The sequence below is a fragment of the Gordonia sp. VNK1 genome, assembly GCF_040049135.1.
GTDB classification, from domain to species: Bacteria; Actinomycetota; Actinomycetes; order Mycobacteriales; family Mycobacteriaceae; genus Gordonia; species Gordonia oleivorans.
The window spans coordinates 178,125-203,514 of record NZ_JBDZDJ010000009.1; the positions used below are offsets into that span (position 1 = coordinate 178,125).

Annotated in this window: 22 protein-coding genes; 13 read left to right on the forward strand and 9 right to left on the reverse strand. The window is 68.6% G+C overall.

Annotation, left to right across the window (positions count from 1 at the left end):
- The first annotated feature begins 37 nt into the window (after positions 1-37).
- A complete protein-coding gene (locus ABLE94_RS13690; protein WP_348809015.1) occupies positions 38-1,210 on the forward strand; it encodes a thiolase family protein in 1,173 nt (390 codons plus the stop codon).
- 60 nt (positions 1,211-1,270) lie between these two features.
- Positions 1,271-1,669, forward strand: a complete 399-nt coding sequence (locus tag ABLE94_RS13695) for a nuclear transport factor 2 family protein (protein ID WP_348809016.1) — start codon at positions 1,271-1,273, stop codon at positions 1,667-1,669.
- Positions 1,670-1,681: 12 nt separating this feature from the next.
- Here the strand turns inward: ABLE94_RS13695 and ABLE94_RS13700 are convergent, their stop codons facing one another.
- Positions 1,682-2,362 carry an SDR family oxidoreductase gene (locus ABLE94_RS13700; protein WP_348805474.1) on the reverse strand — a complete coding sequence of 227 codons (681 nt, stop codon included), beginning with the start codon at positions 2,360-2,362 and terminating at the stop codon, positions 1,682-1,684.
- 69 nt (positions 2,363-2,431) lie between these two features.
- Between ABLE94_RS13700 and ggh the strand changes: the two genes are divergently transcribed.
- A complete protein-coding gene (gene ggh, locus ABLE94_RS13705) occupies positions 2,432-3,772 on the forward strand; it encodes a glucosylglycerate hydrolase (RefSeq protein WP_348805475.1) in 1,341 nt (446 codons plus the stop codon).
- Between the two features lie 106 nt (positions 3,773-3,878).
- Here ggh and ABLE94_RS13710 read toward each other — a convergent pair whose 3' ends face one another.
- Positions 3,879-5,177 carry an MFS transporter gene (locus ABLE94_RS13710; protein ID WP_348809017.1) on the reverse strand — a complete coding sequence of 433 codons (1,299 nt, stop codon included), beginning with the start codon at positions 5,175-5,177 and terminating at the stop codon, positions 3,879-3,881.
- A gap of 23 nt (positions 5,178-5,200) precedes the next feature.
- Entirely contained in the window at positions 5,201-5,668 is a 468-nt protein-coding gene (locus ABLE94_RS13715) for a MarR family winged helix-turn-helix transcriptional regulator (protein ID WP_348805516.1), read from the reverse strand.
- 61 nt (positions 5,669-5,729) lie between these two features.
- Between ABLE94_RS13715 and ABLE94_RS13720 the strand changes: the two genes are divergently transcribed.
- A complete protein-coding gene (locus tag ABLE94_RS13720) occupies positions 5,730-6,068 on the forward strand; it encodes a PLD nuclease N-terminal domain-containing protein (protein ID WP_348809018.1) in 339 nt (112 codons plus the stop codon).
- A 75-nt stretch (positions 6,069-6,143) separates the two neighbouring features.
- On the opposite strand, the gene ABLE94_RS13725 is transcribed toward ABLE94_RS13720, so the two are convergent.
- From ABLE94_RS13725 to ABLE94_RS13735, 3 genes are read right to left on the reverse strand one after another with little or no spacing between them, the layout of a single operon-like run.
- Positions 6,144-8,162: a TPM domain-containing protein gene (locus ABLE94_RS13725; RefSeq protein WP_425476199.1), complete on the reverse strand. Its 2,019-nt coding sequence runs from the start codon at positions 8,160-8,162 to the stop codon at positions 6,144-6,146.
- 39 nt (positions 8,163-8,201) lie between these two features.
- Positions 8,202-9,014: a DUF1295 domain-containing protein gene (locus ABLE94_RS13730; protein ID WP_348805478.1), complete on the reverse strand. Its 813-nt coding sequence runs from the start codon at positions 9,012-9,014 to the stop codon at positions 8,202-8,204.
- 60 nt (positions 9,015-9,074) lie between these two features.
- Positions 9,075-9,857: an LLM class F420-dependent oxidoreductase gene (locus ABLE94_RS13735; RefSeq protein WP_348805479.1), complete on the reverse strand. Its 783-nt coding sequence runs from the start codon at positions 9,855-9,857 to the stop codon at positions 9,075-9,077.
- Between the two features lie 76 nt (positions 9,858-9,933).
- On the opposite strand from ABLE94_RS13735, the gene ABLE94_RS13740 reads away from it, so the two are divergent.
- On the forward strand, positions 9,934-10,560 hold the full coding sequence (locus ABLE94_RS13740) for a class I SAM-dependent methyltransferase (RefSeq protein WP_348805480.1): 627 nt from the start codon (positions 9,934-9,936) through the stop codon (positions 10,558-10,560).
- Between the two features lie 73 nt (positions 10,561-10,633).
- On the opposite strand, the gene ABLE94_RS13745 is transcribed toward ABLE94_RS13740, so the two are convergent.
- Entirely contained in the window at positions 10,634-11,806 is a 1,173-nt protein-coding gene (locus ABLE94_RS13745; RefSeq protein ID WP_348809019.1) for a MalY/PatB family protein, read from the reverse strand.
- A gap of 48 nt (positions 11,807-11,854) precedes the next feature.
- Between ABLE94_RS13745 and ABLE94_RS13750 the strand changes: the two genes are divergently transcribed.
- Complete coding sequence (locus tag ABLE94_RS13750; protein ID WP_348809020.1) at positions 11,855-13,147, forward strand: ion channel protein; 1,293 nt, start codon at positions 11,855-11,857, stop codon at positions 13,145-13,147.
- An 83-nt stretch (positions 13,148-13,230) separates the two neighbouring features.
- Positions 13,231-14,457 (forward strand): DNA polymerase IV, encoded by a 1,227-nt coding sequence (gene dinB, locus ABLE94_RS13755; RefSeq protein ID WP_348809021.1) that lies wholly within the window; start codon positions 13,231-13,233, stop codon positions 14,455-14,457.
- Positions 14,458-14,493: 36 nt separating this feature from the next.
- On the opposite strand, the gene ABLE94_RS13760 is transcribed toward dinB, so the two are convergent.
- A complete protein-coding gene (locus ABLE94_RS13760) occupies positions 14,494-15,201 on the reverse strand; it encodes a phosphatase PAP2 family protein (RefSeq protein WP_348805484.1) in 708 nt (235 codons plus the stop codon).
- 93 nt (positions 15,202-15,294) lie between these two features.
- On the opposite strand from ABLE94_RS13760, the gene ABLE94_RS13765 reads away from it, so the two are divergent.
- Positions 15,295-16,740 carry a sensor histidine kinase gene (locus tag ABLE94_RS13765; RefSeq protein WP_348809022.1) on the forward strand — a complete coding sequence of 482 codons (1,446 nt, stop codon included), beginning with the start codon at positions 15,295-15,297 and terminating at the stop codon, positions 16,738-16,740.
- 6 nt (positions 16,741-16,746) lie between these two features.
- On the opposite strand, the gene ABLE94_RS13770 is transcribed toward ABLE94_RS13765, so the two are convergent.
- On the reverse strand, positions 16,747-17,427 hold the full coding sequence (locus ABLE94_RS13770) for a response regulator transcription factor (protein ID WP_348809023.1): 681 nt from the start codon (positions 17,425-17,427) through the stop codon (positions 16,747-16,749).
- 182 nt (positions 17,428-17,609) lie between these two features.
- On the opposite strand from ABLE94_RS13770, the gene ABLE94_RS13775 reads away from it, so the two are divergent.
- The 5 genes from ABLE94_RS13775 (at position 17,610) to ABLE94_RS13795 (ending at position 25,382) form a co-directional block, all read left to right on the forward strand.
- Positions 17,610-19,145 (forward strand): CitMHS family transporter, encoded by a 1,536-nt coding sequence (locus tag ABLE94_RS13775; protein ID WP_348809024.1) that lies wholly within the window; start codon positions 17,610-17,612, stop codon positions 19,143-19,145.
- A gap of 43 nt (positions 19,146-19,188) precedes the next feature.
- Entirely contained in the window at positions 19,189-19,827 is a 639-nt protein-coding gene (locus tag ABLE94_RS13780; RefSeq protein ID WP_348809025.1) for a TetR/AcrR family transcriptional regulator, read from the forward strand.
- A 90-nt stretch (positions 19,828-19,917) separates the two neighbouring features.
- Positions 19,918-22,953, forward strand: a complete 3,036-nt coding sequence (locus tag ABLE94_RS13785) for an MMPL/RND family transporter (RefSeq protein WP_348809042.1) — start codon at positions 19,918-19,920, stop codon at positions 22,951-22,953.
- A gap of 51 nt (positions 22,954-23,004) precedes the next feature.
- Positions 23,005-24,684 carry an ATP-binding protein gene (locus ABLE94_RS13790; protein WP_348809026.1) on the forward strand — a complete coding sequence of 560 codons (1,680 nt, stop codon included), beginning with the start codon at positions 23,005-23,007 and terminating at the stop codon, positions 24,682-24,684.
- Positions 24,681-25,382 carry a response regulator gene (locus ABLE94_RS13795; RefSeq protein WP_348809027.1) on the forward strand — a complete coding sequence of 234 codons (702 nt, stop codon included), beginning with the start codon at positions 24,681-24,683 and terminating at the stop codon, positions 25,380-25,382. The genes ABLE94_RS13790 and ABLE94_RS13795 overlap by 4 nt, the downstream gene beginning before the upstream one ends.
- Positions 25,383-25,390 lie beyond the last annotated feature (8 nt).

Genomic DNA, 25,390 nt, shown 5'->3' on the forward strand with positions numbered 1-25,390 from the left:
CCCCTATGTAATAACCACTGATGCAAGGAGATTGATCATGACCACTGCTGTAATCGTCGACGCCGTCCGAACCCCGGTCGGCAAGGGTAAGCCCTCCGGAGCCCTGCACGACGTGCATCCCGTCGACCTGCTCGCGCATTCACTTCGAGAGATCTTGTCGCGTAACGAAATCGACCCATCCGACATCGACGACGTGATCACCGGGGCGGTCACCCAGGCCGGTGAGCAATCCTTCAACATCGCCCGTCGCGGCCTGCTCGCCGCGGGATATCCCGAGTCGGTTCCGGGTGTCACCGTGGACAGGCAATGCGGAAGTGGTCAACAGGCAATCGCCTTTGCCGCACAGAGCATCATGGCCGGTGTCAACGACGTCGTCGTCGCGGCCGGAGTGGAATCGATGTCGCGGGTGCCGATGGGATCGGCCGCGGCAGGCGTCACCGATCTCGATGGAGTCGCCTTTGACGCGCGCTACCCCGACGGTCTGGTGGGACAAGGCATCTCCGCGGAGCTGATCGCGGCGCGCTGGGGCATCGGCAAGTCCGCCATCGACGAGTTCTCTTTGCGCTCACACGAGTTGGCGGCCGCTGCGACCAAGGACGGACGTTTCGACAACGAGATCGCGCCCCTGGCCGGGCTCACCGCCGACGAGGGAATCCGGGTCGGCTCGACCCTCGGGCAACTGTCGGCGCTGCCACCGGCCTACCACGACCCGGCGATCGGGGCGCGGTTCGCCGAGATCGACTGGGTGATCTCGGCGGCCAACGCGAGCCAGATCAGTGACGGTTCGGCCGCCGTGCTCGTGATGAGCGAGGAACGGGCCGCAGCGCTCGGCCTGCGCCCGCGCGTGCGGGTACACACGATGGCGGTCGCCGGCGCCGATCCCCTGGTGATGCTCACGGCGATCATCCCGGCTACCCGCAAGGTCCTCGCGAAGGCCGGCCTGTCCCTCGCCGACATCGACCTGTTCGAGGTCAACGAGGCGTTCGCGCCGGTCGTACTGGCCTGGGCGCGCGACCTCGGCGTCGACCTCGACCGGGTCAACGTGCACGGCGGAGCGATCGCGATCGGCCACCCCCTCGGCGCCAGCGGCGCGCGCGTGGCGACAACGGCCGTCAACGCCCTCGAGCAGATCGGTGGCCGGTACGTGCTGCAGACGATGTGCGAGGCGGGCGGTCTGGCCAACGCGACGATCTACGAACGGCTCGGCTGAGCGGGCTGCCACTGCTACGGTGAAACTAGAACACGTTCTCGTTTCACCGGAAGGGCACCCATGACCGTCGAGCAGGACACCACAGCCGAACTCAGCGACAAGATCAACGCCGTCGTCGAGAACTACATCGAGTACCTCACCAGCGGCACCGCCGAACAGATCGCCGATCTGTACGCCGCCGGCGCCACGGTCGAGGATCCGATCGGCGCCGACATCCGCACCACCCGCGAGCAACTGGTGGAGTTCTACTCGGTGATCACCGGCATGGACGAGCGCACCGCGACCCTGAAGTGGAAGAAGACCGCCGGCGACACCGCGGTCTTCGAGTTCACCCTGGTCACCGGCACCTCCGGGATGCGCTTCGAGATCACCCCGGTCGACATCATGGTGTTCGACGCCGACGGCAAGATCACCTCGATGCGTGCGGTGTGGCAGGCCTCCGACCTGGTCCAGTTGTGACGCCCTGAAGCGTCACCGACGTCCGGTCGGCCGCAGCACGATCTCGGTGGGGTGGGCGTCGGCAGGCGTGTGGATCGCCATCACCACGGCCGCGGCCACCGTCGTCGGGGCGAGGAACTGCGACGCGTCGTACTCCTTGCCCTCGATGGCGATGAGGTCGCGTTGCATGTCGGTGTCGATGCGGCCGGGGAACACCGAGGTGACTCGCAGGTCCGGTTCCTCGGCCCGCAGGGCGTCGGCCAGCGCGCGCAGCCCGAACTTGCTCGCCGCGTACGGCGCCCACCCGGGATTGGCGCGTTGACCGGCACCGGAGTTGATGAAGACGACGTGCCCGCCCGCCGCTCGCAGTGCCGGGAGCAGCAGCCGGGTGAGCTCGGCCGCGGCGATCAGGTTCACCTCGAGGACGTGACGCCACTCGTCGGCGGGTGTCCCGCCGACCGGTGACAGGCTGCTGCCCACCCCGGCGTTGTGCACCAGCACGTCGAGGGAGGTGATGGCCTCCGCGGCGGCCTCGACGGCGTCGTGGTCGGTCAGCTCCACCGGAAAGGTCGAGGCGCCGTCGAGCTGCGTGGTCAAGGTATCCAGCTCGGCCGACGGTCGGCCGCCGAGCAGCAGGTCGTGGGTGGGGGCGAGTTGCCGGGCGATCTCGGCGCCGAGTCCGCGGCTCGCGCCGGTGATCAGTGCGGTGGGCATGGGGTCGAGCCTAGAGCGCGCGACTGCGCTCGCCCGGCGGCATCGGGGTCCGCGGGGCAGAATCGACGCGTGGCGCGCTATGGATTCACCCCGACGCAGCTCGCGGCGCGTGCCGCGTATCTGCTGCGGGGCAACGACCTGGGCACGATGACCAGTGCCGCACCCCGGCTCTACCCGCATATGTGGAGCTGGGATGCGGCGTTCGTCACGGTCGGGTTGGCCCCGTTGTCGGTGGAGCGCGCCGTCATCGAGATGGACACGCTGCTCTCGGCGCAGTGGACCAACGGGATGATCCCGCACATCGTGTTCGCCAACGGTCGCGACGGCTACTTCCCGGGTCCACGCCGGTGGGAGTGCGCGCGGCTGGCCGACTGCTCGCCGGATTACCCCGACACCTCCGGCATCACCCAGCCGCCGGTGCACGCGATCGCGGTGCAGCGCATCCTCGATCACTCGCGACGTCATGGGCGCACCACCCGTCAGGTGGCCAACGAGTTCATCGACCGCCGGTGGGGTTCGCTGGTGCGGTGGCATCGGTGGCTCGCGCACGCCCGGGACCCCAACGGCCGGGGCCGCATCACCATCTATCACGGGTGGGAATCAGGGATGGACAACTCCCCGCGCTGGGACAAGCCCTACGCGGGCGTCACGCCGGGTGACGACCTCCCACCGTTCCAGCGCGCCGACCTCGACCACGTCACCGACCTGTCGATGCGGCCAACCGATCTCGAGTACGACCGCTACATCTGGCTCGTCGAGGAGATGAAGCGCGCCAACTACGACGACGCTCTGCTCCCCAAGGTGATGAGCTTCGCCGTCGAGGACGTCTTCGTCAGCGCGATCTTCGCGCTCGCCTGTGACGTCCTCGCGACGATCGGCGAGGACTACTCGAAGCCCCGCGCCGATGTCCGCGATCTGCGGGCCTGGGCGGATCGGTTCCGGGCCGGCGTGGTCGCGGCCTCCAACGAGAGAAACGGTGCGGCACGGGATTTCGATCTCCGCGCGAACAGGTGGATCACCACCGAGACGATCGCCCAGTTCGCGCCGTTGCTGTGCGGTGGACTGTCCCGCGATTCCGAGCGCGCGTTGATGCGCCTGTTCGACGGTCCTCGGTTCTGCGGTCACCCCGACCTGCGCTACGCGGTACCGCCGTCGACGTCGCCGATCTCCAACGACTTCCGGCCACGGGAGTATTGGCGTGGCCCGGTGTGGCCGGTGATGACGTGGCTGTTCAGTTGGGCGTTCGCGCGGCGTGGCTGGCCGGAACGCTCGGCCCGGCTACGCGACGAGGGTTTGCGGCAGGCCACCGACGGGGCGTTCGCCGAGTACTACGAACCGTTCACCGGGGAACCACTCGGCAGTATGCAGCAGAGCTGGACGGCTGCGTCGGTGCTGGACTGGCTGGACTGATCCACTCACGGGACAAGCGAATACAACCGGGATGAATAGCACTGCTCGCGTCAATAATTGACGTTGCTGTTGCTATTCATCCCGGTTGTATCAGAAGCGGTACGGCTCAGTACTCCTCGGCTCCGATCAGGGCGGCATCCTCGTCGACGTCATGCGCTTCGGCGGCCTTGGTGGTCACGAAGCTCACCGCGATGACGGCGACGACGCAGTACCCGGCGGCGAACCACCACGGAGCGGCCACCGACGAGAACCATTCGGCCAGATGGGCGACGAGCACCGCGGCGACCGCGGCGCCGGCCCAGCGCAGGAACGAGTAGCCGGCACTCGACACCGACCGCGGGGTGCTCGCGTCACCCGAGGACATGGCGACGCCGGTGAACAGCGTGTTGAGCACGCCCGACGGGATACCGGAGAGGACGACGGCCAGACCGATCAGCCACACCTGGCCGGCAAAGGTGCCGATGCCGGCCAGGGCCATGACGACGGCGTAGGTGGCGATCGCCGTCATCACACCACCGCGCTGGCCGATCTTCTCGGCGAGGCGAGGAGCCACGAACACACCGGCCAGCGCGGTCAGCAGACCCCAGCCGAAGAAGATGAGTCCGGCCCAGATCGGCTTGAGCCCCATGGCGATCGGGGCCCACGCGATGACGGTGAACAGGGCACCGGTGTAGAAGGCCGAACCGATCGAGGTGATCAGCAGTGTGCGGTTGCGTAGTGCCTTGAGCGGATCGATGATCCGCACGGGCTGGCGTTCGGTGCGCGGGCCGTCGGCGGGCAACATCACTGCGCACAGGACGGCGCCGATCAGCATCAGGATGGCGGTACCGCCGAAAGGTGCACGCCAGGTCCACGAGCCGAGGATCGCACCCAATAGCGGGCCGACGGCCAGGCCGACGCCGAGTGCCGCCTCGTAGAGCATGATCGCGCCGTGCTGACTGCCCTTGGCGGAGCTGACGATGAAGGCCAGCGCGGTCGCGATGAACAGCGCATTACCCAATCCCCAGATGACGCGGTAGGCGATCAGCTGGTCGATTCCGTTGGCAAAGGCCGAGATTCCCGCGGCGACGACAATCAGTGACAGTCCGACGGTCAGGGTTCGCTTCGGGCCGAACCGATACGCCGACCATCCGGTGATCAGCATGGCCACGCACTGCACCCCGACGTAGACACCGAACAGCAGGGTCAGCTTGTCCGGCGGGGCGTTGAGTGCCTCGGCGATGCTGTTGAGGATCGGGTCGACCAAGCCGATGCCCATGAAGGCGATGACCGCGGCGAAGGCGGTCACCCAGACGGTTCTCGGTTGCCGGGCAAAGGTCGCGAGCAGCGAGTGCTCGTCGTGGGGCTGATCGGAAGGTGTTGCGGCGTCGGAACTCTGGGCCGGCGTCGTCGAGGTGGTGGTCATTGTTCTCCTCGCTGACGGTGTGTCTATCGGTGGACGTTTTTCGATTGCACAGCACCCTCGAGTGATTCGTGGAGGGCCTGCAGGGCCGGTGCGGCGGCGGCCAGCGCGGCGCGGTCGTCGTCGGAGAGCGCTGCGATGGCGACGGCCAGGGCGTCATCGCGTTGGGCCCGAACCCGGTCGAGGACCGCATGACCGTGATCGGTCACCGACACCAGAACCGCACGGCGGTCGGCCGGATCGCGTTCGCGTTGCACCAGCCCGTCGCGGATGAGTCCGTCGATGAGGCTGGTGGCGGTCGGCATCCGGATCGATTCGCGGTCGGCGAACTCGCCCATCCGCATCGGCCCGTGGTCGAGCAGGGTGGCCATGCCGGATGCCTGTGCCGCGGTGTACTCGGGGATCGGGGTGTGGCGACGCATCATCAGATACAGCCGGGTGACCGCGGGCCGCAGCCGCCGAGCCACTGCCACGTTGTCGTCCTTGGTCGCCATCACACTTCGTAACTCTAATACTTAGAGACTCGAAGTAAAAGTCGGGACTACTGTGACATATATGACGCGACGCCGAAAGAAGCGGTTCACCGAACTGTCCACCCGTTCGCGAGCGCTGATCATCGGTGGCGCGACAGCACAGATCGCCCTGCAGGTGGCCGCGATGCGCGACCTGTGGTTACGGCCCGACCACCTGGTGCGCGGACCCAAGGGGGCGTGGGTCGCCGCCGGCTTCGTCAACTTCCTCGGCCCGATCGCCTACTTCATGTGGGGACGGCAGCAGGCCACGCCGGTGCCCAGTGCACCGCCCAAGCTCCGATCCGAACCGGCTTCCGGTGCCGATGATGGTCCGCCCGCCGATGCCGACCCCGCATCGTCGTCCCCGGACTTCGCGACGTAGCCCGACGACGTAGCCCGACGCGAACTCGGGCGTGGCAGTAGGGACGGCTGCGGGCACCGCCCGAGAACCGGACAATCAGAACCGCCCGCCGACCCCGATCCGACCCGAGCTCGACGACCCGCCGAACGACCCGGGACTGCGACCTCCGCTGGTGTAGCCACCACCGCCGAATCCACCTCCGAAACCGCCGCCGCGCATGCTGCCACGCAGGAAGCTGTCCACGAGGATGCCGCCGAGGACCGCCCCGGCCGCCGACGACCCGGACGAGCGCTGCTGCCCCTGCTGCCAGCTGACCACGTCACCCTGGGCCGTCATCAGCGCCTGATCGGCGAGGGCACCGGCCCGTCGCGCCGAGTCGGTCGCGGTGAACGGATCGGTGGCCGACGCGTCGCGGGCGGCCTGCAGGAGCCGTTCGGATTCCGACAGCCGGGTGCGTGCCACCGACTGCACGGCACCGCGCCGGGTGCCGATGAAGTCCCGCGCCGCCGACACCTTGGCCTCGGCGGCGGTCAGTGCCGCCGACAGCACTTCGGCGCGGCGGGTGCGTTCGGCGGCCGCGCCACGCGCCGCTTCCAGTGCGTCATCGAGGTCGGCGTCGGCGTCGACGAGGGCGGTGAAGGTGCCGAGCAGATCACTGTCCGACCGGGTCTTCGCATCTGACAATGCCGTCGACGCCGCCGTCACCGCGGTCGCCAGGCCGGGCCCGCCGTCGGCGGTCAGCGCGGCGGCCTCCGCGATCTCGCCCTCCACCTCGGCGATCAGCGAACCCATCCGGCTGTGCGCGGCGGCGATGTTGCCCTCGGCGTTGTCGATGGCGTCGAGGAGTTTGTCGGCCTGGGCGATCGCGCCCTCGGCGGCGCGGATGTCGGCGACGGCCGGTCCCTGTTCACCGGCCGGGCGGGCGATGGCCGACCGGCCCTGATCGGCGCTGCGCTCGGCGAACTCGATCTCCTGCCGCGCGAGCACCACGTTCTGCAGGATCGAGGTGCACGTCTGCTCACCGTGCCGGGCGACGAGTCCGCTCAACTGCTGCTCGGACGCATCGGCCCGGGTATGCAGGTCGACGACCCGGCGGGTGAGCTCGTCGAACCGCGCCGGCGCGTTGATCAGCAGATTGCGCATCTCGTCGAACGCGGCGACCTGCTCGTCGAGGGCGCGGTCGGCGTCGGTGCAGGTGGTGATGATCTGCACCAGCATCGAGCGCTGTTCGTCGGGGGTCTCGGGGATGTTGTCGTCGAGACGTTGCCGCAGCGCGAACGACGACGCGAGCGCCGCCTTGGCGGCGTCGACCGCCGACCGGAACGGCGCCGTCTGCCCCTCGCCGAACTCGCCGACCGCCAGCCGGAGTTCCTCGTCGCTGGTGCGGATCGCGTTGTCGGTGTCGGTGAGCACCTCCCGCGACCACGGATCGAGCACCTCCAGCGGCTGCGCCGCCAGCTGATCGGCGGTCAGTTCCTGATCCCTGACGGCCTCCACGCCGGCCTCGACCTGTTGGCGCTTGCGGCGCCGCGAGTAGGCCCACGCACCACCGCCGCCGACCACCGCGACCGCGCCGACCCCGCCGGCCACCAGGTAGCCGGTATAGGACGGATCGAGGGTCGAACTGACGCCGTTGGCCGCGCCGATGGCCGCCCCGGCCCAGTCCTGCCGGCGCAGCGCGGGGACGATGTCGTCCTGCGCGATCGACGCCAGATCCTCGTTGGTCAGATCGGTGGTCGATGCGTTGTCGGGAACCGTGAACCGGTAGGCGCGGTCATCGGTCGCAACCGCGAGCAGCAGATCCTGATTGCCGAGCTCGCTGAGCGCGATCGTCTGCTGCGCCCAGGTGGTGGTGTCCAGACCGTCGAAGGTCTTCACGTAGACCACCCACAGCTGCACGTTGTGCTTGTCGGAGAGTTCGTCGACGGCCCGCTCGACCTCGGCGCGTTGGGATTCGGTGAGCACGTCGGCCGGGTCGGACACCGGCTCGGGAAGCCGGGACGGCGGTTCGGCGGCCGCGAAACCGGCGGTGAGCAGGCACAGCAGCAACGCGGCAGCGCTCACCACCACAGTCAGCGCGGCACGGACAGGTCCGGACACTCGTGCGCAACCCATGGGAACAAGATAGTCACTACCCCCGACCGGATCGGTGGGTCAGGCAACCTGCGTGTGTCTGCGCGGTGGCAGCGGAAAGTATCCGGAGGTGCTGCGCTGGTAGTCGGCGTACTCCGGGTACTTGGACACGGTGATCGACTCGGTGAACCTCGTCGATCCGATGAACAACACGGTCAGCAGCACCGCGCCGACGATGCTCGGTTGCAGTACCGAACCCGCCGCCGACGCCCCGAACGCATAGATCACCCACCACTGCGCCTGCTCGCAGAAGTAGTTCGGATGCCGGCAGTAGCGGAACAGCCCGGTGCGCACGAACCGCGAGGCCGGCTCCCGACCCGCCGCGACGTCCGCGGCCTTGCGGGCGTGGAACGCCCACTGCTGCTGGTCGGCGACGGTCTCGCCGGCCAGGAAGGCCAGGAACAGCATCGCCAGGACGACGTCGAGCACACCGAAACCGCCCTGGTGATGCAGGGCGGTGTTGGCCGGCAGCGTGATCAGCACCAGCAGCAGATTCTGGTAGATGACGATGAAGAACAGGTTGAACAGCCCGAACTGCGGGCCGCTCATCTTGGACCGCAGGATCTGCCAGCGGTAGTCCTCCATGCCCGAGTACCCGCCGCGGCGCGCGAAGTTGAACGTCAACCGCGCACCCCACAGGGTCACCAGGATCGCCATCACCAGCAGGCGCGGGTCGTCGAATCCGGCGGCACCGCAGAACACCCACAGGTAGACGACCGGCACGACCGACCAGATGCGGTCGACCCAGGACGTGTCGCCGGTGATCAGCGACGCCACCCAGCAACACACGCAGACCGCGGCCGCGATGATCGCCACCACCCAGATCGCCGACATCGTCGTCTCCTCGGACTCTGCGGGCCCCGCTCCCTGATGATTCTTGAGTTCAGTGAGTCATCATCCGCGCCAGCGGCACAGCGCCTCGAGCGGGGTCATGTCGTAGTCGGGTCCGGTGATCCCGACGGTCAGCAACGTCACGCCCTCGGCGCTGATCGCGTCGGCGCTGCGCAGCAGTTCGTCGACGTCGCCCTTGTACTGGACCCCGGCCGACCGCTCGATGTCCTCGGGATCGCGGCCCACCGCGGCGCAATGCTCGGCGAGCACCTTCGACTTGTGCCGGTAGGTCTCCACGTCGTTGAAGCCGTGCCAGGCATCGCCGTATTCGGCGACATACCGCAGGGTCTTCTTCTCGCCGCTACCCCCGATGAGGACCGGGATGTGGCGGGTCGGTGCCGGATTGAGTTTCTTCAGCCGGGCATCGATGCGTGGCAGGGCCTCGCTGAGATCGGCGAGTCGAGTTCCGGGCGTGCCGAATTCGTAGCCGTACTCGTCGTAGTCCTTCTGGAACCAGCCCGCACCGATACCGAGGATGAGCCGACCGCCGGAGATGTGGTCGACGGTGCGCGCCATGTCGGCGAGCAGTTCGGGATTGCGGTAGGAGTTGCAGGTCACCAAGGCGCCGATCTCGACGCGTTCGGTCTGCTCGGCCCACGCGCCGAGCATCGTCCAGCATTCGAAGTGGGCGCCGTCGGGGTCGCCGTAGAGCGGATAGAAGTGATCCCAGTTGAAGACGACGTCGACGCCGGCGTCTTCGGCGCGCAGGACCGCATCACGGATGAGTGAGTAGTCGGGGGCGTGCTGGGGCTGGATCTGGACACCGATACGAATGGGGAAGGCCATGAGCACCAGTCTGCCCGTTCTTGCCGAGCGCGCAAGGAGCCTCGACGACGGCCGGTCGCCGTGTCACAGTGGCGTCATGACCACCGAGAACCACCACACAGACGTCCATTCGGACAAGAATCCGCACAGTGCCGACGAATGGGATGCGCGGTACCGCGACGCCGGGAAGCTCTGGACATCTGACGTCAATCCGGCTCTGCCCGTAGAGGTTTCGGACCTCGAACCGGGCACCGCGCTGGAGGTCGGATCGGGTGAGGGCGCCGACGCCCGCTGGCTGGCCGATCAGGGTTGGCAGGTGATCGCCCTCGACATCTCCCAGGTCGCCATTGACCGCGCCCGGGAGATCGATCCGCGCGAGGCCATCACCTGGGTCCGTGCCGACCTGACCGCCGACGACGTCCCCGGCCGCGACTTCGGGCTGGTGACCGCACACTACTTCCCGATCAAGGCCACCGACGTCCACGTCGCACGCAAGCTGATCGACGCCGTCGGGCCCGGTGGGACGCTGCTCGTCGTCGCGCACGCACCCGAAGGCGTGCGAGCCCACGGCTTCGACCCGGACGACTACGTCCAACCCGGAGACATCGCCAAAATGTTGGGCGACGGCTGGACGATCCACACCCACGAGACCCGGGAACGGGGGCGGCCCGCCGGCGGCGGACACCACATCAACGACGTGGTGCTGCGAGCGCAGCGGAGCTGACGGCGCTCGCTTGTTCAGTGACGGCGCTCGCGCCCACGCTGACAGCGCTCTCCCACGCAGTGACAGCGCCCACCTACCCGCCCACCACCCGCCCGATCCGCTCGACCGCCTCGGTGAGCACCTCCGCCGAGCAGGCCACGTTGAGTCGGGCAAAGCCGTTGCCCTGCAACCCGAATGCGGGTCCGCGGTGCAGGGCGACGCGGCCGTCGTCGAGGATGGGGATGCCGGGATCGTCACCGAGGCCGGTGGCTCGGAAGTCCAGCCAGGCCAGGTATGACGCTTGTGGGCGCCGCCACCGGACCTGCGGAAGGTGTTGCACGACAAGCTGATCCAGCAGGTCGAAACTCTCGCCGAGCACCACGAGGGTGGCGTCGAGCCAGTCGTCGCCGTGCTCGAAGGCCGCCGCGGTGGCGGCCCGCCCGAGGATGCTGGTGCGGAACGCGACCTCCTCGGGTTGCCGGTCGATCAGGGCCCGCATCGGGTTGCCGCCGACGACGGTCAGCGCACATTTCGCACCGGCGAGATTGAACGCCTTGCTCGCCGACTCCGCCGCGATCCCGACGTCGCGCGCGGTGTCGCTCACCGCCAGGAATGGCACGAACTCGGTTCCGGGATGCACCAGCGGCGCGTGGATCTCGTCGCTGAGCACCACCGCCCCGTGCTCGGCGGCCAGCTCTGCCAGCGCCTCGAGGTCACCGCGCGGGTGGACCAGCCCGAGTGGATTGTGCGGATGGCACAACAGGATTGCGCGAGCCCCGGACGCGAAGGCGGCCGAGATCCCGTCCAGATCCAGCCGATGTCCGGTCGTCCGGGCGTCATCGCGTACCAGCGGCACCGTCACCGGCTGCCCGCCGGCCTCGGGAATGAGATCGAAGAACGGCGGATACACCGGCGGCGTGATGATCACCGGGTCACCGGGGGTGATCGCCACCCGCAGGGCTTCGACGATCACCACGCTCACGTCGGTGGTCGGGTGCACGTCCTCGGGTGCGACGTCCCAGCCCCATCGTCGTCGCGCGAACCCGGCGAACGCCGGACCGGCCGGGCCCGCGGACTCGGCGTAGCCCAGATCCGAGGTCCGGATCAGATCCACCATCGCCTCGGCGACCACCGGCGCGAGTCCGTAGTCCATCTCCGCGACGAACAACGGCAGCACGTCGTCGGGATAGGTGCGCCACTTCGCACTGGTCCGGCGTCGCAACTCGGACAGTGGAGGCGCAACGGGACGGGAGGATTGCGGGTGCATGTCCACCTGTCTACCCAATCCGTCTACCCAATCGACCACAATCGCTCTGTGAGTGAAACGCCAGAGCCATCCACTGAGGGGTCGGTGCGGGTACCAGTCGGCCGGCTCCTTGCCCTGACGCCGGTGGCCCTCGCCGTCGGCGCCGTCTGCGCGCTCGGCCTGTGGGGCATCTCGGCGCTGGCCGAGTTCCTGCAGCGACTCATCTGGGACGACCTCGCGTCGACGGTCGGCGCCACCGCCGACACCTGGTGGTGGACGCTGACGATCCTGACGGCGACCGGCCTGCTCGTCGGCCTGGTCATCCGGTACGCACCCGGCCACGCCGGCGAGGATCCGGCCACCGTCGAACTGGTGTCGCGTCCCCTGCCGCCGTCCGCGGTACCCGGATTGACCGTCGCCACGGTGCTCACCCTCGCCGGAGGTGTCAGTCTGGGCCCGGAGAACCCGATCATGGCGATCAACGCCGCGCTCATCGTCGCCATCGGTGTCCGGGTGCTGCCCGCACTGGGCGGCGAGCGTTGGCTGGGACTGTCCACCGCGGCCACCATCGGCGCGCTGTTCGGTACCCCGGTGGCCGCGGCGCTGATGCTGTCCGAGGTCAATGCCGGGGACTCGCGTATCCCGTTGTGGAACAGGCTGTATCTGCCGCTGGTGGCCGCCGCCACCGGATCGTTCGTGATGTTGCGATTCACCGATCTGAGCCTGTCGATCGGCCTGCCCGACGACTCCTTCGACGGTCTGCGCGACGTGCTCGTCGCCATTGGCGTCGCCGTCGTGGCGGCCGCGCTCGGTGTGGTCGCCGCGTTCGTCTTCGACCCGCTGCACCGACTGATGCACCGGATCGCCAACCCGGTGCTGCTGCTGACGCTCGCCGGACTCGCGCTGGGCGCACTCGGCGCACTCGGCGGCGAGATCACCCTGTTCAAGGGCCTCGATCAGGCCAAGGAACTACCCGGGGAACTCGGCTCGACGACCGCCCTGGGCTTCTTCGTGATGGCCGGTATCAAACTCCTCGCCCTGCTGATCGCCGCGGCCGCCGGTTTCCGTGGCGGCCGGATCTTCCCGGCCGTCTTCATCGGCGTCGCACTCGGTTTCGGTATTCACACGATCTGGACGTCCATTCCGCTGGTCGACGCGGTGGCCGCCGCCACGGTCGGCATCGTGGTGGCCGCCACCCGCAACGGCTGGGTGAGCCTGTTCATCGCGCTCGCGGTGGTGCCGCAATGGAATCTGGTCGTTCCGGTGCTCTTCGCGACGCTCGCCGCGTGGCTCGTCGTAGCCAATGCTCCCGAACTGCGCGCGAGGACCGACGAGGAGCGGGCGCGGTCCGCGGCCGGCTGAGCACCGATCGTGTCGGAGGAACCGGCTATCATTCGCCTATCTGTTCGATCCCATCCCTGGGGCGACTCGACGGGAGTGACACGATGGGCCGCATCCATACCGCCGACCGGCCGGACGCGTCGATCCTGCACGCCGACCTCGACTCGTTCTACGCCTCGGTCGAACAGCGTGACGACCCGTCGTTGCGCGGTCGTCCGGTGCTCGTCGGCGGTGGCGTGGTGCTCGCCGCCAGTTACGAGGCCAAGGCCCGCGGCGTGCGGAGTCCGATGGGCGGCCGCGACGCCCTCGCCCTGTGTCCCGACGCGGTGGTGGTGCGGCCCCGCTTCGACGACTACATGCAGGCCAGCCGCGAGGTGTTCGAGATCTTCCGGGACACGACGCCGCTGGTCGAGGGCATCTCCGTGGACGAGGCCTTCCTCGACGTCGCGGGCCTGCGCCGCACCGCGGGAACTCCCGTCCAGATCGCCGAAACCCTGCGAACACGCGTGCGCGTCGAGGTGGGACTGCCCATCACCGTCGGGGTGGCGCGCAGCAAGTTCCTCGCGAAGGTCGCCAGTGCGGTCGGCAAACCGGACGGCCTGCTCGAGGTCGAGGCCGGCCGGGAACTGGAGTTCCTGCATCCGTTGCCGGTCCGGCGGTTGTGGGGCGTCGGCCCGGTCACCGAGGGCAAGCTCGCCGACGCGGGCATCACCACCGTCGGCGACATGGCCCGCATCGGCGAGAAGTCGTTGTGCCGCATCGTCGGTGGCGGTGCCGGACGGCACCTGTTCGCCCTGTCGCTCGCGCACGATCCGCGGCGGGTCGAGACGGGCCGTCGGCGCAGTTCGATCGGTTCGCAGCGAGCGCTCGGCCGTGGGCACAAGTCCGCCGCCGACATCGAGGCCACCCTGATCGCCATCGTCGACCGACTCGGCAAGCGGTTGCGCAACGCCGACCGCTACTGCCGGACCATGGTGCTGCGCTTACGGTTTCATGACTTCACCGCCGTCACCCGATCGCGCACCCTGCCCGAGGCCACCGACCGTACCGATGTGCTGATGGACTGCGCGCGGGGACTCTTCGACGGCGCCCGGCCGCTGATCGCCGAGCGGGGCTGCACCCTGATCGGGCTCAGCCTGGCCAACCTCGACGACGCCGACAACCCGCAACTGGCCCTCCCGTTCGACGACGTCCCCGCCGGTGAACTCCACGCCTCCGACCTCGACGCCACCATGGACGCCCTGCGCGATCGCTTCGGTCGTGATGCGCTGACCCGTGGCGTCCTCCTCGGCCGCCATCACGGCGACGACGCTCCCATGCTGCCGGACTGAGGCAGGTGCTTCCCGTGAACCGCTGGCAGACGCAGGTCAGCGCCCTCGGGTGGGGACCGCCTGCCGGGTGGCCGGGGCAAGCCAGTCGGGCGGGGTGGCCGGAAGTCGTCGGCGGATCTCACGCAACGCGGCGTCGGTCGCCCCGGGCACCACCAGCGCGGACGCGGTAGCCACCGCGAACGCCGCGAGGACGTCCGAGAACCAGTGGACGCCGAGGTACAGGCGCGTTGCGGCCCCTATGACACCGACGAGAGCAGCCACCGACACCGCCCACACCTTCGCGCGGCGGCCGGAGGTGGCGGTCGCGACGACAGCGGTCGTCAGGGCGAGTGCGGTGGTGCCGGTCACGTGGCCGGAAGGGTAGGAGTAGGTCATCTCGCTGATACCCACGTGGTCGATCATCGGTGGTCGGGGTCGTGCGACAACGAGTTTGACGACCTCGGTCACCACCGCCGCACATGCGACACCCGCCACGATGGCGGTCGAACGGCCGACGGTGCGATCCCGCAGGAAGAACAGCACGGCGATCGCCAGCGTCCACACCGCAACCAGGAGTGGACCGAAGAGGTCGGAGAACGCGGACACCGCCGGCACCGCAGCGTGGCTGCGATGATCGACGAACCAGGTCATCACCGCCCGGTCGATGCCGATCGGCCCACTCCGGAACGCGAGGACGAGGCCGACCAGACAGACGAGCAACAGCAGGACACCCGCCGACACGCGGCGGCCATTGAGCACGGACATGTGACCAGCGTGGCGCGGCAACGCTTAGTGGACGCTGAGTGCGGTACGGAGACGTCGGCATCACCGTCGACCACCGGCCGTTACTGTCGGAATGTGCGAGTGCGATCCCTGGTACCCACCTGGTTGACCGAACGCACTCGCGGTGTGCGCATCCGATTGACCCTGGTGGCGACCACTCTGGTCACCGTCGCGCTTACGATCGCGGCCGTCGTCCTCGTCCTAGTGCTGCGTCACCTGCTGCTGCACGCAGCCGATGCCGCGACACAGTCGCGGGCGCATGAGATCGCCGAGGTGGTGCAAGAGCAGGGCGTCGCCGGGCTCGACGAGTCACTTCTGAGTCCGGTCCGCAACGTCGACGTGGTGCAGGTCGTGGATGCCGAGGGAACCGTGGTGGTGTCGAGTCTGAACCACTCCACGACGCCACTCGGGCCCGGGGTCGATGCCGGATCCGAGATCACCGTCGACGACGCCACGACGAGCCCGTCGGGGTCGGAGTACCGGGCGACGCTGCTGGGGGTGGACACACCGGACGGCCCGGTGACGGTCGAGGTCGGCGCTCTCGAGCGGCCGATCGACTGGTTGGTCCTGACCGCGGCTGTCGTCTGCTGCATCGTGTTCCCGATCATCGTGATCGGCATGGCCCTGATGACGTACTACTTCGTCGGACGCGCACTCAAACCCGTGGACCTGATCCGCGGTCAGGTCGAGGAGATCTCGGGAGGCGACCTGCACCAACGTGTTCCGGTACCGGGCACCGGCGACGAGATCGCCACGCTGGCGACCACGATGAACGACATGCTCGACCGCATCGAGACCGCCCGCGCGCAACAGATGCGTTTCGTCAATGACGCCTCACACGAACTGAACAGTCCGCTGACGACGCTGGTCGGATTGTTGGATCTTTCGCGGAGCAAACACCAACCCCTCGATCCCGAGACGGTCGACTCGGTGCTGCTGCCCGAGGCACTTCGCCTGCAGTCGATGGTCTCGGATCTGTTGCTGCTCGCGCGGGCCGACGAAAGCGGTGTTCCGCTGCGCATCACCGATGTCGACCTCGACGAGATCTGCACCGCGGAAGTGAATCGTCTCGAGGCGCTCGGTCGGCATCATGTGGAGGCACGGATCGTCGCTGTCCGCGTGCGTGGTGACGCGGAAAAGCTGTCTCGGGCACTGCGCAACCTCGCCGACAACGCCGCCCGCCACACCCGGGATCGGCTGACGCTGGCGATGACGCTCAGCGACGACGGTGCCCGGGTGTCGGTCACCGTCGCCGACAACGGACCCGGAATCCCCGATGCCGACAAGGACCGTGTCACCGAACGTTTCGTCCGTCTCGACAACACGCGTGAACGTCGTTGGGGTGGATCGGGACTGGGTCTGGCGATCGTCTCCGAGATCATCCGCGCACATGACGGTGAGGTCAGGATCGCCGACACCCCGGGTGGCGGCGCCACGGTCGGTTTCATCCTGCCGGTACAACCCTGGCATTCCGGCGGCGCCTCCGAACACCCGCGTCCGGGTCGAGTGGGCCGCAGCTGACCGCCCTCACCCGCCGCCGTCGGCGGCGAGGCGATACCCGACGCCTCGCACCGTCTGGATCGCCTTGCAGCCGAACGGGGTGTCGATGCGCCGCCGAAGATAACTGATGTAGACCTCGACCACGTTCTCGTCGCCGCGATAGTTGATGTCCCACACGGAGTCCAGGATCTCGGCCTTGGTGACCGCCTCGCCCTTGTGTTGCATCAGAAATTCGAGCAAGGCGAATTCACGAGGGGTCAAGGTCAAGTCGTCGCCGCACCGGGACGCGGTGTGTGCGGCCGGGTCGAGCCGCAGCGATCCGGCCGTGAGCACAGTGGGACGTTGCGGCGCACCGCGCCGCGCGAGTGCGCGCAGCCGGGCGATGAGCACCACGAACGAGAACGGCTTGGTGAGGTAGTCATCGGCGCCGAAGTCGAACGCATCGGCCTGGTCGTATTCGCCGTCCTTGGCCGTCAGCATCAGCACCGGCGTCCAGATCCCGGCGGCACGGAGGTCCCGGACCAGTTCGTACCCGTTGAGTCCCGGCATCATGATGTCGAGGATCGCCACATCGAAGCCGCCGCCGACGGCCTTCTCGAAGCCGGCCCGGCCGTCATGTGCGACATCCACGACCCAGCCTTCGGCGAGCATCATTCGCCGTAGGGTCTCTGCCACATTGCGGTCGTCGTCGACCACCAGGACTCGCACCCCTCCATCATGCTCGTCCCGGCACGATTGCCTCCGCACCGCTGGGCGCGGCGTGCGCACAATGCGCAAAACCCGACTAATGAGCACAAGGGTGACTGTGACCTGAGTTACCCACAGACTTCATGTGTAGCCGACGCCACGCCCCGCGTCACCGTCGGAAACCACGGCAGAAAGTCAGGCAAATGTTGGTAGCTCTCGGGTTGGCCATGGTCGCCACCTTCATGTTCCTCATCATCACCAAACGCGCGACACCCGTTGTCGCGCTGATCCTCGTGCCGGTCGCGTTCGGACTGGTCGCGGGTGCCGGCCTCGGCATCAGCGACATGATCAAGGACGGCATCAAGGATCTCGCGCCCACCGCGGCGATGCTGTTCTTCGCGATCATCTTCTTCGGCATCATGATCGACGTCGGACTCTTCGACCCGATCGTCCGCTTCATCGTCCGGATGGTCCGCAACGATCCGGCGCGACTCGTCGTCGGTACCGCGGTGCTCGCGGCGATCGTGTCCCTCGACGGTGACGGCTCGACCACGTTCATCATCACCACCGCCGCGATGCTGCCGCTCTACCTCAAACTCGGCGTCTCCCCGGTCGTCCTCACCGTCGTCGCCGGCCTGGCCAACGGCACCATGAACATCCTGCCGTGGGGCGGCCCGACCGCCCGCGCCGCGAGTGCGCTCAAGATCGACACCAACGACGTCTTCCTCCCGATGGTCCCGGCCCTGGCCATCGGCATGCTGGTGGTGCTCGCCTTCGCCTACCACCTCGGTGTTCTCGAACGGCGCCGCATCGGCCGCATCGAGATCAGGGACTCGCTGCTCGCCCCGCAGGAAGAGCTCGTCCTCGCCGGCGGTGGAACCGGAACCGGCGCCGGCACGGGCACCGACACCCCGCGTCGGGGCGGATTCCGACGCGGCCGCAACCCGGGCACCGGCAGTGGCGCAACGGGCAGTACCGGAACAGGCACCGGCGCAACCGGCCACACCAACGCCGACGCCCCGTCCACCGGCGACCTCCCGGTGCACGCCTACGACCCGAACGAGACCGACGCCGACGGCGAGACCAGCTTCACCGGAATCCTCGACCCGCAACGGAAGACATTGCGGCCCAAGCTCTTCTGGGTCAACGCCGGACTCACCATCGCGCTGCTGGCGATCCTGGGCGCCGACATCGTCGCCATCCCGGTGCTGTTCATGATCTTCGCCGCCCTGGCCCTCGCGGTGAACTTCCCGCATCTCAAGGATCAGCAGGAGGCCATCACCCGGCACAGTTCCAGCATCGTCTCGGTGGTCGCGATGGTGCTCGCCGCCGCCGTGCTGACCGGAGTGTTCAGCGGAACGGGGATGGTCGACGCGATCGCCCACTGGCTCGCCGACGGCATCCCGAGTTGGATGGGCCCGCACATGGCGGTGGTCATCGGCGTCCTGTCCATCCCGCTGACCTTCCTGATGAGCAACGACGCCTTCTACTTCGGTGTGCTGCCGGTGCTGTCGGAGACCGCGACCCGCTACGGCATCGACCCCACCGAGATGGCCCGCGCCTCCATCACCGGCCAGCCCTTCCACATGCAGTCTCCGCTGGTCCCCGCGATCCTGCTGCTGGTGGCCCTCGCCGGCGTCGGCCTCGGCGATCACCACAAGAAGGTGCTGTGGCGGGCCGCGGTGGTCTCGCTGGTGATGCTCGGGGTCGGATGCCTGGTCGGCGCGATCCCGTTCTGAAAGCCCCGCCCTGGTGGGTGAACCCCGCGGTTACCCTTGACCAATGCCCACCGGCAATCCGCCCTCCGCGCCGGGGATCGACGACGACGTCGATCCCCGGCGCGCGCGTTCCCGTGCCCGACTGGTCGACGCGGCGGTGGCATTGCTGCGTAGCGGGGGAGTGGAGGCGGTCACCGCGAACGCGGTGAGCCGGGCGTCGAAGGTGGCGCGCACGACCCTGTACCGGCACTTCGACACCACCACCGATCTGCTGGCCGCGGCCTTCGAGCGGCTCCTGCCCGACGCCGTGGAACCCGATGATTTCGACGGCTCGGCCCGGGACTGCCTCATCGACCTGCTGAACCGGCACGCCGAGGTCATCGAGTCGTCGTCGATCCACCTCACCAGCCTGGCGTGGCTCGCCATCAGCACCAACGCCCCCGAACCCTCGTCGGGGCGGGAGAAGCGGCTCGCCGAGCTGCGCGAGAAGGTGGTCCAGCAGTATCGCGCACCGTTCGACCGGTTCTTCGACAGCGATATCGCCCGCGCCGAACTCGGCGAGATCGACAACGACCTGGCGATCCTGCAACTCGGCGGCCCGCTGGTCTTCTCCCGGCTCTCCGGCACCATCGGGCTGACCGCGGCCGACCGGGAGCGGATCGTCGACGACTTCCTCGCGGCCCACGCCGCCCCGTCGAGTTAGGGCAACGCCCAGCCCTTCCCGACTTCTGGCACATGGTGTAGCGTTTCGCTCCAATCTGTACCGAAACGGGGAGCGTGTGCGGTGACACTGATCGAGGTTACGAAACGTCCACGGCCTGCCGTGGATCCCGAGGGCCCGCAGGAGCGGGGCGAATACAATGTCACGCTCGAACGGCTCGCCCGATTCACGTTGCGGCACAGGGCATGGGTGGTCCTCGCCTGGGTCGCGGCGGCGATCTCTCTGGCCGTCGCGTTCCCGCAACTGGAGGCGGTGGTCCGCGATCAATCGCTCGATCCGCTGCCCCGTGACATCGCGTCGTTCCGGTCCCTCGACACCATGGGCGAGGCATTCCACGAAAAGGGTTCCACCAACACCGTTGTCATCGCGATGGAGAATCCCGCCGGGATCGACGAGGACACCCGCGCCCGCTACGACGCGATGGTGCGCGACCTCCGCGCCGACACCACACACGTCCTCGCGGTGCGTGATCTGCTCGCCGATCCCGTCACCGCCAGCCAGGCCGTCAGCGACGACACGCGAGCCTGGTATCTCCCGATCGGTATCACCGGCACCCTCGGTGGCACCACGTCGACGCTGGCCATCGAATCGGTGCGCCACATCGCCTCCGACGCCTTCGACGGCACCGGCACCTCGGTGTACGTGACCGGTCCGCCGGCCACCTTTAGCGACCAGATCACCACCGCCGAAGCCGATCTCAATGTGATCACCCTGGTCACCGTCGGACTGATCGTGGCGATCCTGCTGATCGTCTACCGCTCGGTGTTCACCGCGTTGCTGCCCCTGATCGTCGTCGGCATCAGTCTCGCCGTCGGTCGTGGTCTGCTCTCCGCGTTCGGCGAGGTGGGATTTCCGTTGTCCCAGTTCACCATCGCGTTCATGACGGTGGTGCTGCTCGGCGCCGGCGTCGACTACTCCGTCTTCCTCATCAGCCGCTACCACGAACGGCTGCGGCAAGGCATGGACCCCGACGACGCCATCATCGACGCCACCGCCTCCATCGGCCGGGTGATCCTGGCCTCCGCCGCCACCGTCGCCCTGGCGTTCCTCGCGATGCTGATGGCCCGACTCAGCGCCTTCGCCTCGGTGGGTCCGGCGTGCGCGATCGCGGTGGCCGTCGGATTCGCCGCCACCGTCACCCTGCTTCCGCCGGTGCTGTCGGTGGCGGCCCGACGCGGCATCGGCATGCCGCGTCGCGAGCTCACGCGACGGTACTGGAATCGAGTGGGGGTGTTGGTGATTCGACGTCCCGCCGGACTGTTCGCGATCAGCATGGTCATCCTGCTCGGCGCCGGCGCGGCGGCCACCACCATGCAGCTCACCTACGACGATCGCACCGGCCAACCCGACGACACCGACAGCAACCTCGGCTACGCCGTGCTCGACCGCCACTTCCCCAAGGACATCGTGGTCACCGAGTTCCTGGTGGTGCGCTCGCCCGACGACCTGCGCACGGCGGCGGGTCTCGCCGACCTCGAGCAGATGGCCGCGCGCGTCGCCCAGATACCGGGTGTCACCCGCGTCGTCGGCATCACCCGTCCGACCGGGGAGCGACTCCGGCAAGCCCAGTTGCCTCGGCAGAACGCCCAGATCGCGGCTCGGGTACAGGAGTCGGTGGACGGCGGCGAGGCCCGCCGCGGCGATCTGGCGGCCCTGGCCGCCGGTGCCGACCAGCTGGCCGACGCGCTGTCGGAACTCAACTCCCAGATCGCCGACAATCTCGGGCCCCTGGATTCTCTGCTGACCCAGGCGCAGCGCGCGGGTGTGCAGGCCACCCGCTACCGGCCGCTGCTCGACCAACTCGCCGAGAACTCGGCCGCCCTGGACCAACTCGGCCGTGCGGCAACGGGATTGGGGCCCGCGGCGCAACGCACCGACAAGGCGATCACCGCGATGTCGCCGCTGCTGCCCGCGATCGACAACGCGCCGTGGTGCGACGGCGTACCAGCCTGCGTCGCCCTGCGCACCCAGGCACACGAACTGGTGGCCGCGCAGCGCACCGGCGTGTTCACCGATGTCACCGCCCTCGCCGGCGCACTCGGTTCGTCGGATACCCCGACCTCGGAGATGATCACCCAACTGCAGAGCACCGTCACCACCCTGACCTCCACCCTGGGCGCGGCGTCGTCGAACGACCTGGCCGGCCGGCTCGCCGAGCTCCGGTCGGGTGTCGGGCAACTCGCCGACGGCGCCCGCATGCTCGCCGACGGTGTGCATGCCCTGGTGGACTCGAACCTGCAGATGCTCGGCGACATGGCGCAACTGGCCACCCAACTGCGAGCACCCTCGCGCGAGACCGGCGACACCGCCTCGGCGGCCGGGTTCTACCTGCCCGCCGAGACCTTCGGCAATCGCCAGTTCGCCGACGTCGCACGCCAATTCGTGTCCCCGGACGGTAAGACGGTGCGATTCGCCGTCCAGACCGCCCATGACCCGTACACCGACGAAGCGATGCGACTCACCGCGACCGTGCACGACGTGGCCGTGAGTGCGCAGCCGAACACGGCACTGGCCGGGGCCGATGTCTTCGTGGCCGGCTTTCCCGCCATCAACTCGGATCTGCAGCGGCTGCTGACCGCCGACTTCCGGGTGCTGGCCATCGCCACGCTCGCGATCGTGGGCCTCATCCTGATGCTGCTGTTGCGTGCGGTGGTGGCACCGCTCTATCTGCTGGGTACGGTCGTTCTCAACTACGCCGCCGCACTCGGACTGGGCGTGCTGTTCTTCCAGCATCTTCTGGGTGAGCAGATCAACTGGGCGGTGCCGCTGCTGGCGTTCATCGTGCTGGTCGCGGTGGGTGCCGACTACAACATGCTGCTGGTCTCGCGGCTGCGGGAGGAGACCACCTCGAGCACCCGGGTCGGGGTGCTACGAACCGTCACCCACACCGGATCGGTCATCACCTCGGCCGGAATCATCTTCGCCGGCAGCATGTTCGGCCTGATGGCGGGATCGGTGGCCTCTCTGGTCCAGGCCGGATTCATCATCGGCGCCGGACTCCTCCTGGACACGTTCATCGTGCGCACCATCGTGGTTCCGGTGATCGCCGCGAAGCTGGGCCGCGCCAACTGGTGGCCGAGCCGCCCGCCCGCGGGAGTTCCCCACTGATTCCGTCGATCCTGCGCAGTCGCACCTGCGCACGCGCCTACGCTCGGGAGTATGCGACTGCGAACGCAGGTACTCCTCCTGCAACTTGTCGTCATCGCCGTCAGCCTCGGCGTCGGATTCGGCTGGGTCATCTACGGCGCCGACGACCGCGTCCGCGACGAGTACGCCCAGCGTGCCCTCGCCATCGCGCAGACGGTCGCCACCGACCCGGACGTCATCGGTGAGGTGGCGGCCCATCAGGGCACCGACCTCGACGCGACGGAATTGGCCGCGGCGCCACTGCAATTGCAGGCCCGGGCGGTGGCCGCCCAGACCGGCGCGCTGTTCGTGGTGATCGCCAACGCCGACGGCATCCGCCTCGCCCACCCGCAGGACTCCGAGGTCGGCGTGCACGTGTCCACCGACCCCAGCACGGCATTGGCCGGGCAGATCGACATCACCACCGACCGGGGCACGCTCGGGGAGTCGGTGCGCGCCAAGGTGCCCATCTATCAAAGCGGCTCCGCCGCGGGCACTTCCGCACGACCCATCGGTCTGGTCAGCGTCGGCGTCTCCACCGAGAAACTCGCCCGCGACACCCGCCGTGACATCGTCGCCACCGGACTGATCGCCCTGGCCGCCCTCGGGATCGGCACCGTCGGATCGGTGCTGCTGGCGCGGCGCTGGCGGCGGTTGACGCTCGGACTCGAGCCCGACGACCTGGCCGAACTGGTCCGTGAACAGGGCGCCGTGCTGCATTCCCTGGACGACGGTGTGCTCGCCGTCGACGCCGACGGCGTCCTGCGCGTCGCCAACGACAAGGCGCGACAGTTACTGCAGGTCGACGCCCCGCCGGGTACCCCCGTCGACGACCTGGGCCTTACCGCGCGCGTCCGAGGCGTTCTGGCCACCCCGACCGCCGAACCGCTCGCCGCGACCGTCGGAGACCGAATCGTGCTGGTGTCCTCGTACCGCGTGACCGCCGACGGCCGCGACCTCGGCATGGTCCTGTCCGTCGTCGACCGCACCACCGTCGAGGACCTGGCCCGGGAGGTCGACGCCGTCCACGCGATGAGTGTGGCCCTGCGCGCACAACGTCACGAAACCGCGAACCGCCTGCACGTCCTCGCCGGGCTGCTCCGCCACGATCACGTCGAGGAGGCCCGCGACTACCTGACCGAGCTGACCGGTGGCGGCGCCGGTGCCATCGACGGTCTGGACAACGTCGACGAACCGCACCTGCAGGCCTTCCTGGAGGCCAAGGCCGCGCACGCGCGCGAACGGGGTGTGACCCTACGGCTCGGACACCAGACCTGGGTCACCGGCACGCTCACCGATGCCGTCACCGTGACCGCGGTGCTCGGCAACCTCGTGGACAACGCCATCGACGCGGCGGCCGGGAGCCCGGATGCGCAGGTCGAGGTGGAGATCCTCACCAACGGCACCGAACTCCTTGTCACCGTGGCAGATTCGGGTCCGGGGATCGCCATGGACACTCCCGGCGACGTCTTCATCGAGGGTATCACCACCAAGACCGATCCCACGGTGCCGGGCGGTCGGGGAATGGGCCTGGCGATCGTCAGGCAACTCGCCCGCCGCATCGGCGGCGATGTGACGCTGGTGGATCCGGGCGGGCACGCCGGGCCCGACGACGGGCGCCGGGCCGGCGATGACCTGCGCGGTGCGGTGTTCGTCGCCCGATTGCCCGGGGTGATCGAACCTGATCACATCATGACGACGGGAGAATCGTGAACGCTGACACCGATACACCCGGCCCGTCCTCGTCGGACGGATTCGGCGTGCTGATCGTCGACGACGACTTCCGGGTTGCTGCAATGCATTCGGCGATCGTGTCCGCAGTCGCGGGCTTCCGGGTGGTGGCGCGTGCCGGATCGCTGGCGGCCGCACGCCAAGCCCTCACAGAGCATCCCGAGATCGAACTCGTCCTGCTCGACGTCTACCTCCCGGACGGTTCGGGCATCGACCTCGTCGGCGAATTACGCTGCGACTGCTTCATCGTCGGCGCCGAGACCGACGCGCGCGCCGTGCGAGCCGCCACCCGCGCCGGCGCGCTGGCGTATCTGATCAAGCCCTTCGACGACACCGAACTGGCACGGCGCCTGGCCGGGTACGCGCACTATCGACGGGTACTCGACGCCGCCACCGTCGATCAATCGGCGGTCGACGCGGCGCTGTCGGGGCTGCGATTCGGCGGCCACCGCAGCGATCGCGGCACCGTCCAATCACCCACGGAACAACGCATTCTCACCCTGTTCGCCGAGCCGGACACCGGACTCTTCGCCGACGACGTGGCCGAGGCGATCGGCATCTCCGCGGCGACCGCCCGCCGGCATCTCGCCACGCTCGTGTCGGGCGGGAAGCTGACGATGACGCTGCAGTACGGCGGCACCGGTCGTCCACGGCAGGAGTATCGACGCGCGGCCCACTGATCGGACGG

Bases quoted from the DNA above. Each gene is read 5' to 3' on its own strand.
- ABLE94_RS13690 (WP_348809015.1), top strand. From the start codon at position 38: ATGACCACTGCTGTAATCGTCGACGCCGTCCGAACCCCGGTCGGCAAG.
- ABLE94_RS13695 (WP_348809016.1), top strand. From the start codon at position 1,271: ATGACCGTCGAGCAGGACACCACAGCCGAACTCAGCGACAAGATCAAC.
- ABLE94_RS13700 (WP_348805474.1), bottom strand. From the start codon at position 2,362: ATGCCCACCGCACTGATCACCGGCGCGAGCCGCGGACTCGGCGCCGAG.
- ABLE94_RS13710 (WP_348809017.1), bottom strand. From the start codon at position 5,177: ATGACCACCACCTCGACGACGCCGGCCCAGAGTTCCGACGCCGCAACA.
- ABLE94_RS13715 (WP_348805516.1), bottom strand. From the start codon at position 5,668: ATGGCGACCAAGGACGACAACGTGGCAGTGGCTCGGCGGCTGCGGCCC.
- ABLE94_RS13720 (WP_348809018.1), top strand. From the start codon at position 5,730: ATGACGCGACGCCGAAAGAAGCGGTTCACCGAACTGTCCACCCGTTCG.
- ABLE94_RS13725 (WP_425476199.1), bottom strand. From the start codon at position 8,162: ATGGGTTGCGCACGAGTGTCCGGACCTGTCCGTGCCGCGCTGACTGTG.
- ABLE94_RS13730 (WP_348805478.1), bottom strand. From the start codon at position 9,014: ATGTCGGCGATCTGGGTGGTGGCGATCATCGCGGCCGCGGTCTGCGTG.
- ABLE94_RS13735 (WP_348805479.1), bottom strand. From the start codon at position 9,857: ATGGCCTTCCCCATTCGTATCGGTGTCCAGATCCAGCCCCAGCACGCC.
- ABLE94_RS13740 (WP_348805480.1), top strand. From the start codon at position 9,934: ATGACCACCGAGAACCACCACACAGACGTCCATTCGGACAAGAATCCG.
- ABLE94_RS13745 (WP_348809019.1), bottom strand. From the start codon at position 11,806: ATGCACCCGCAATCCTCCCGTCCCGTTGCGCCTCCACTGTCCGAGTTG.
- dinB (WP_348809021.1), top strand. From the start codon at position 13,231: ATGGGCCGCATCCATACCGCCGACCGGCCGGACGCGTCGATCCTGCAC.
- ABLE94_RS13760 (WP_348805484.1), bottom strand. From the start codon at position 15,201: ATGTCCGTGCTCAATGGCCGCCGCGTGTCGGCGGGTGTCCTGCTGTTG.
- ABLE94_RS13775 (WP_348809024.1), top strand. From the start codon at position 17,610: ATGTTGGTAGCTCTCGGGTTGGCCATGGTCGCCACCTTCATGTTCCTC.
- ABLE94_RS13780 (WP_348809025.1), top strand. From the start codon at position 19,189: ATGCCCACCGGCAATCCGCCCTCCGCGCCGGGGATCGACGACGACGTC.
- ABLE94_RS13790 (WP_348809026.1), top strand. From the start codon at position 23,005: ATGCGACTGCGAACGCAGGTACTCCTCCTGCAACTTGTCGTCATCGCC.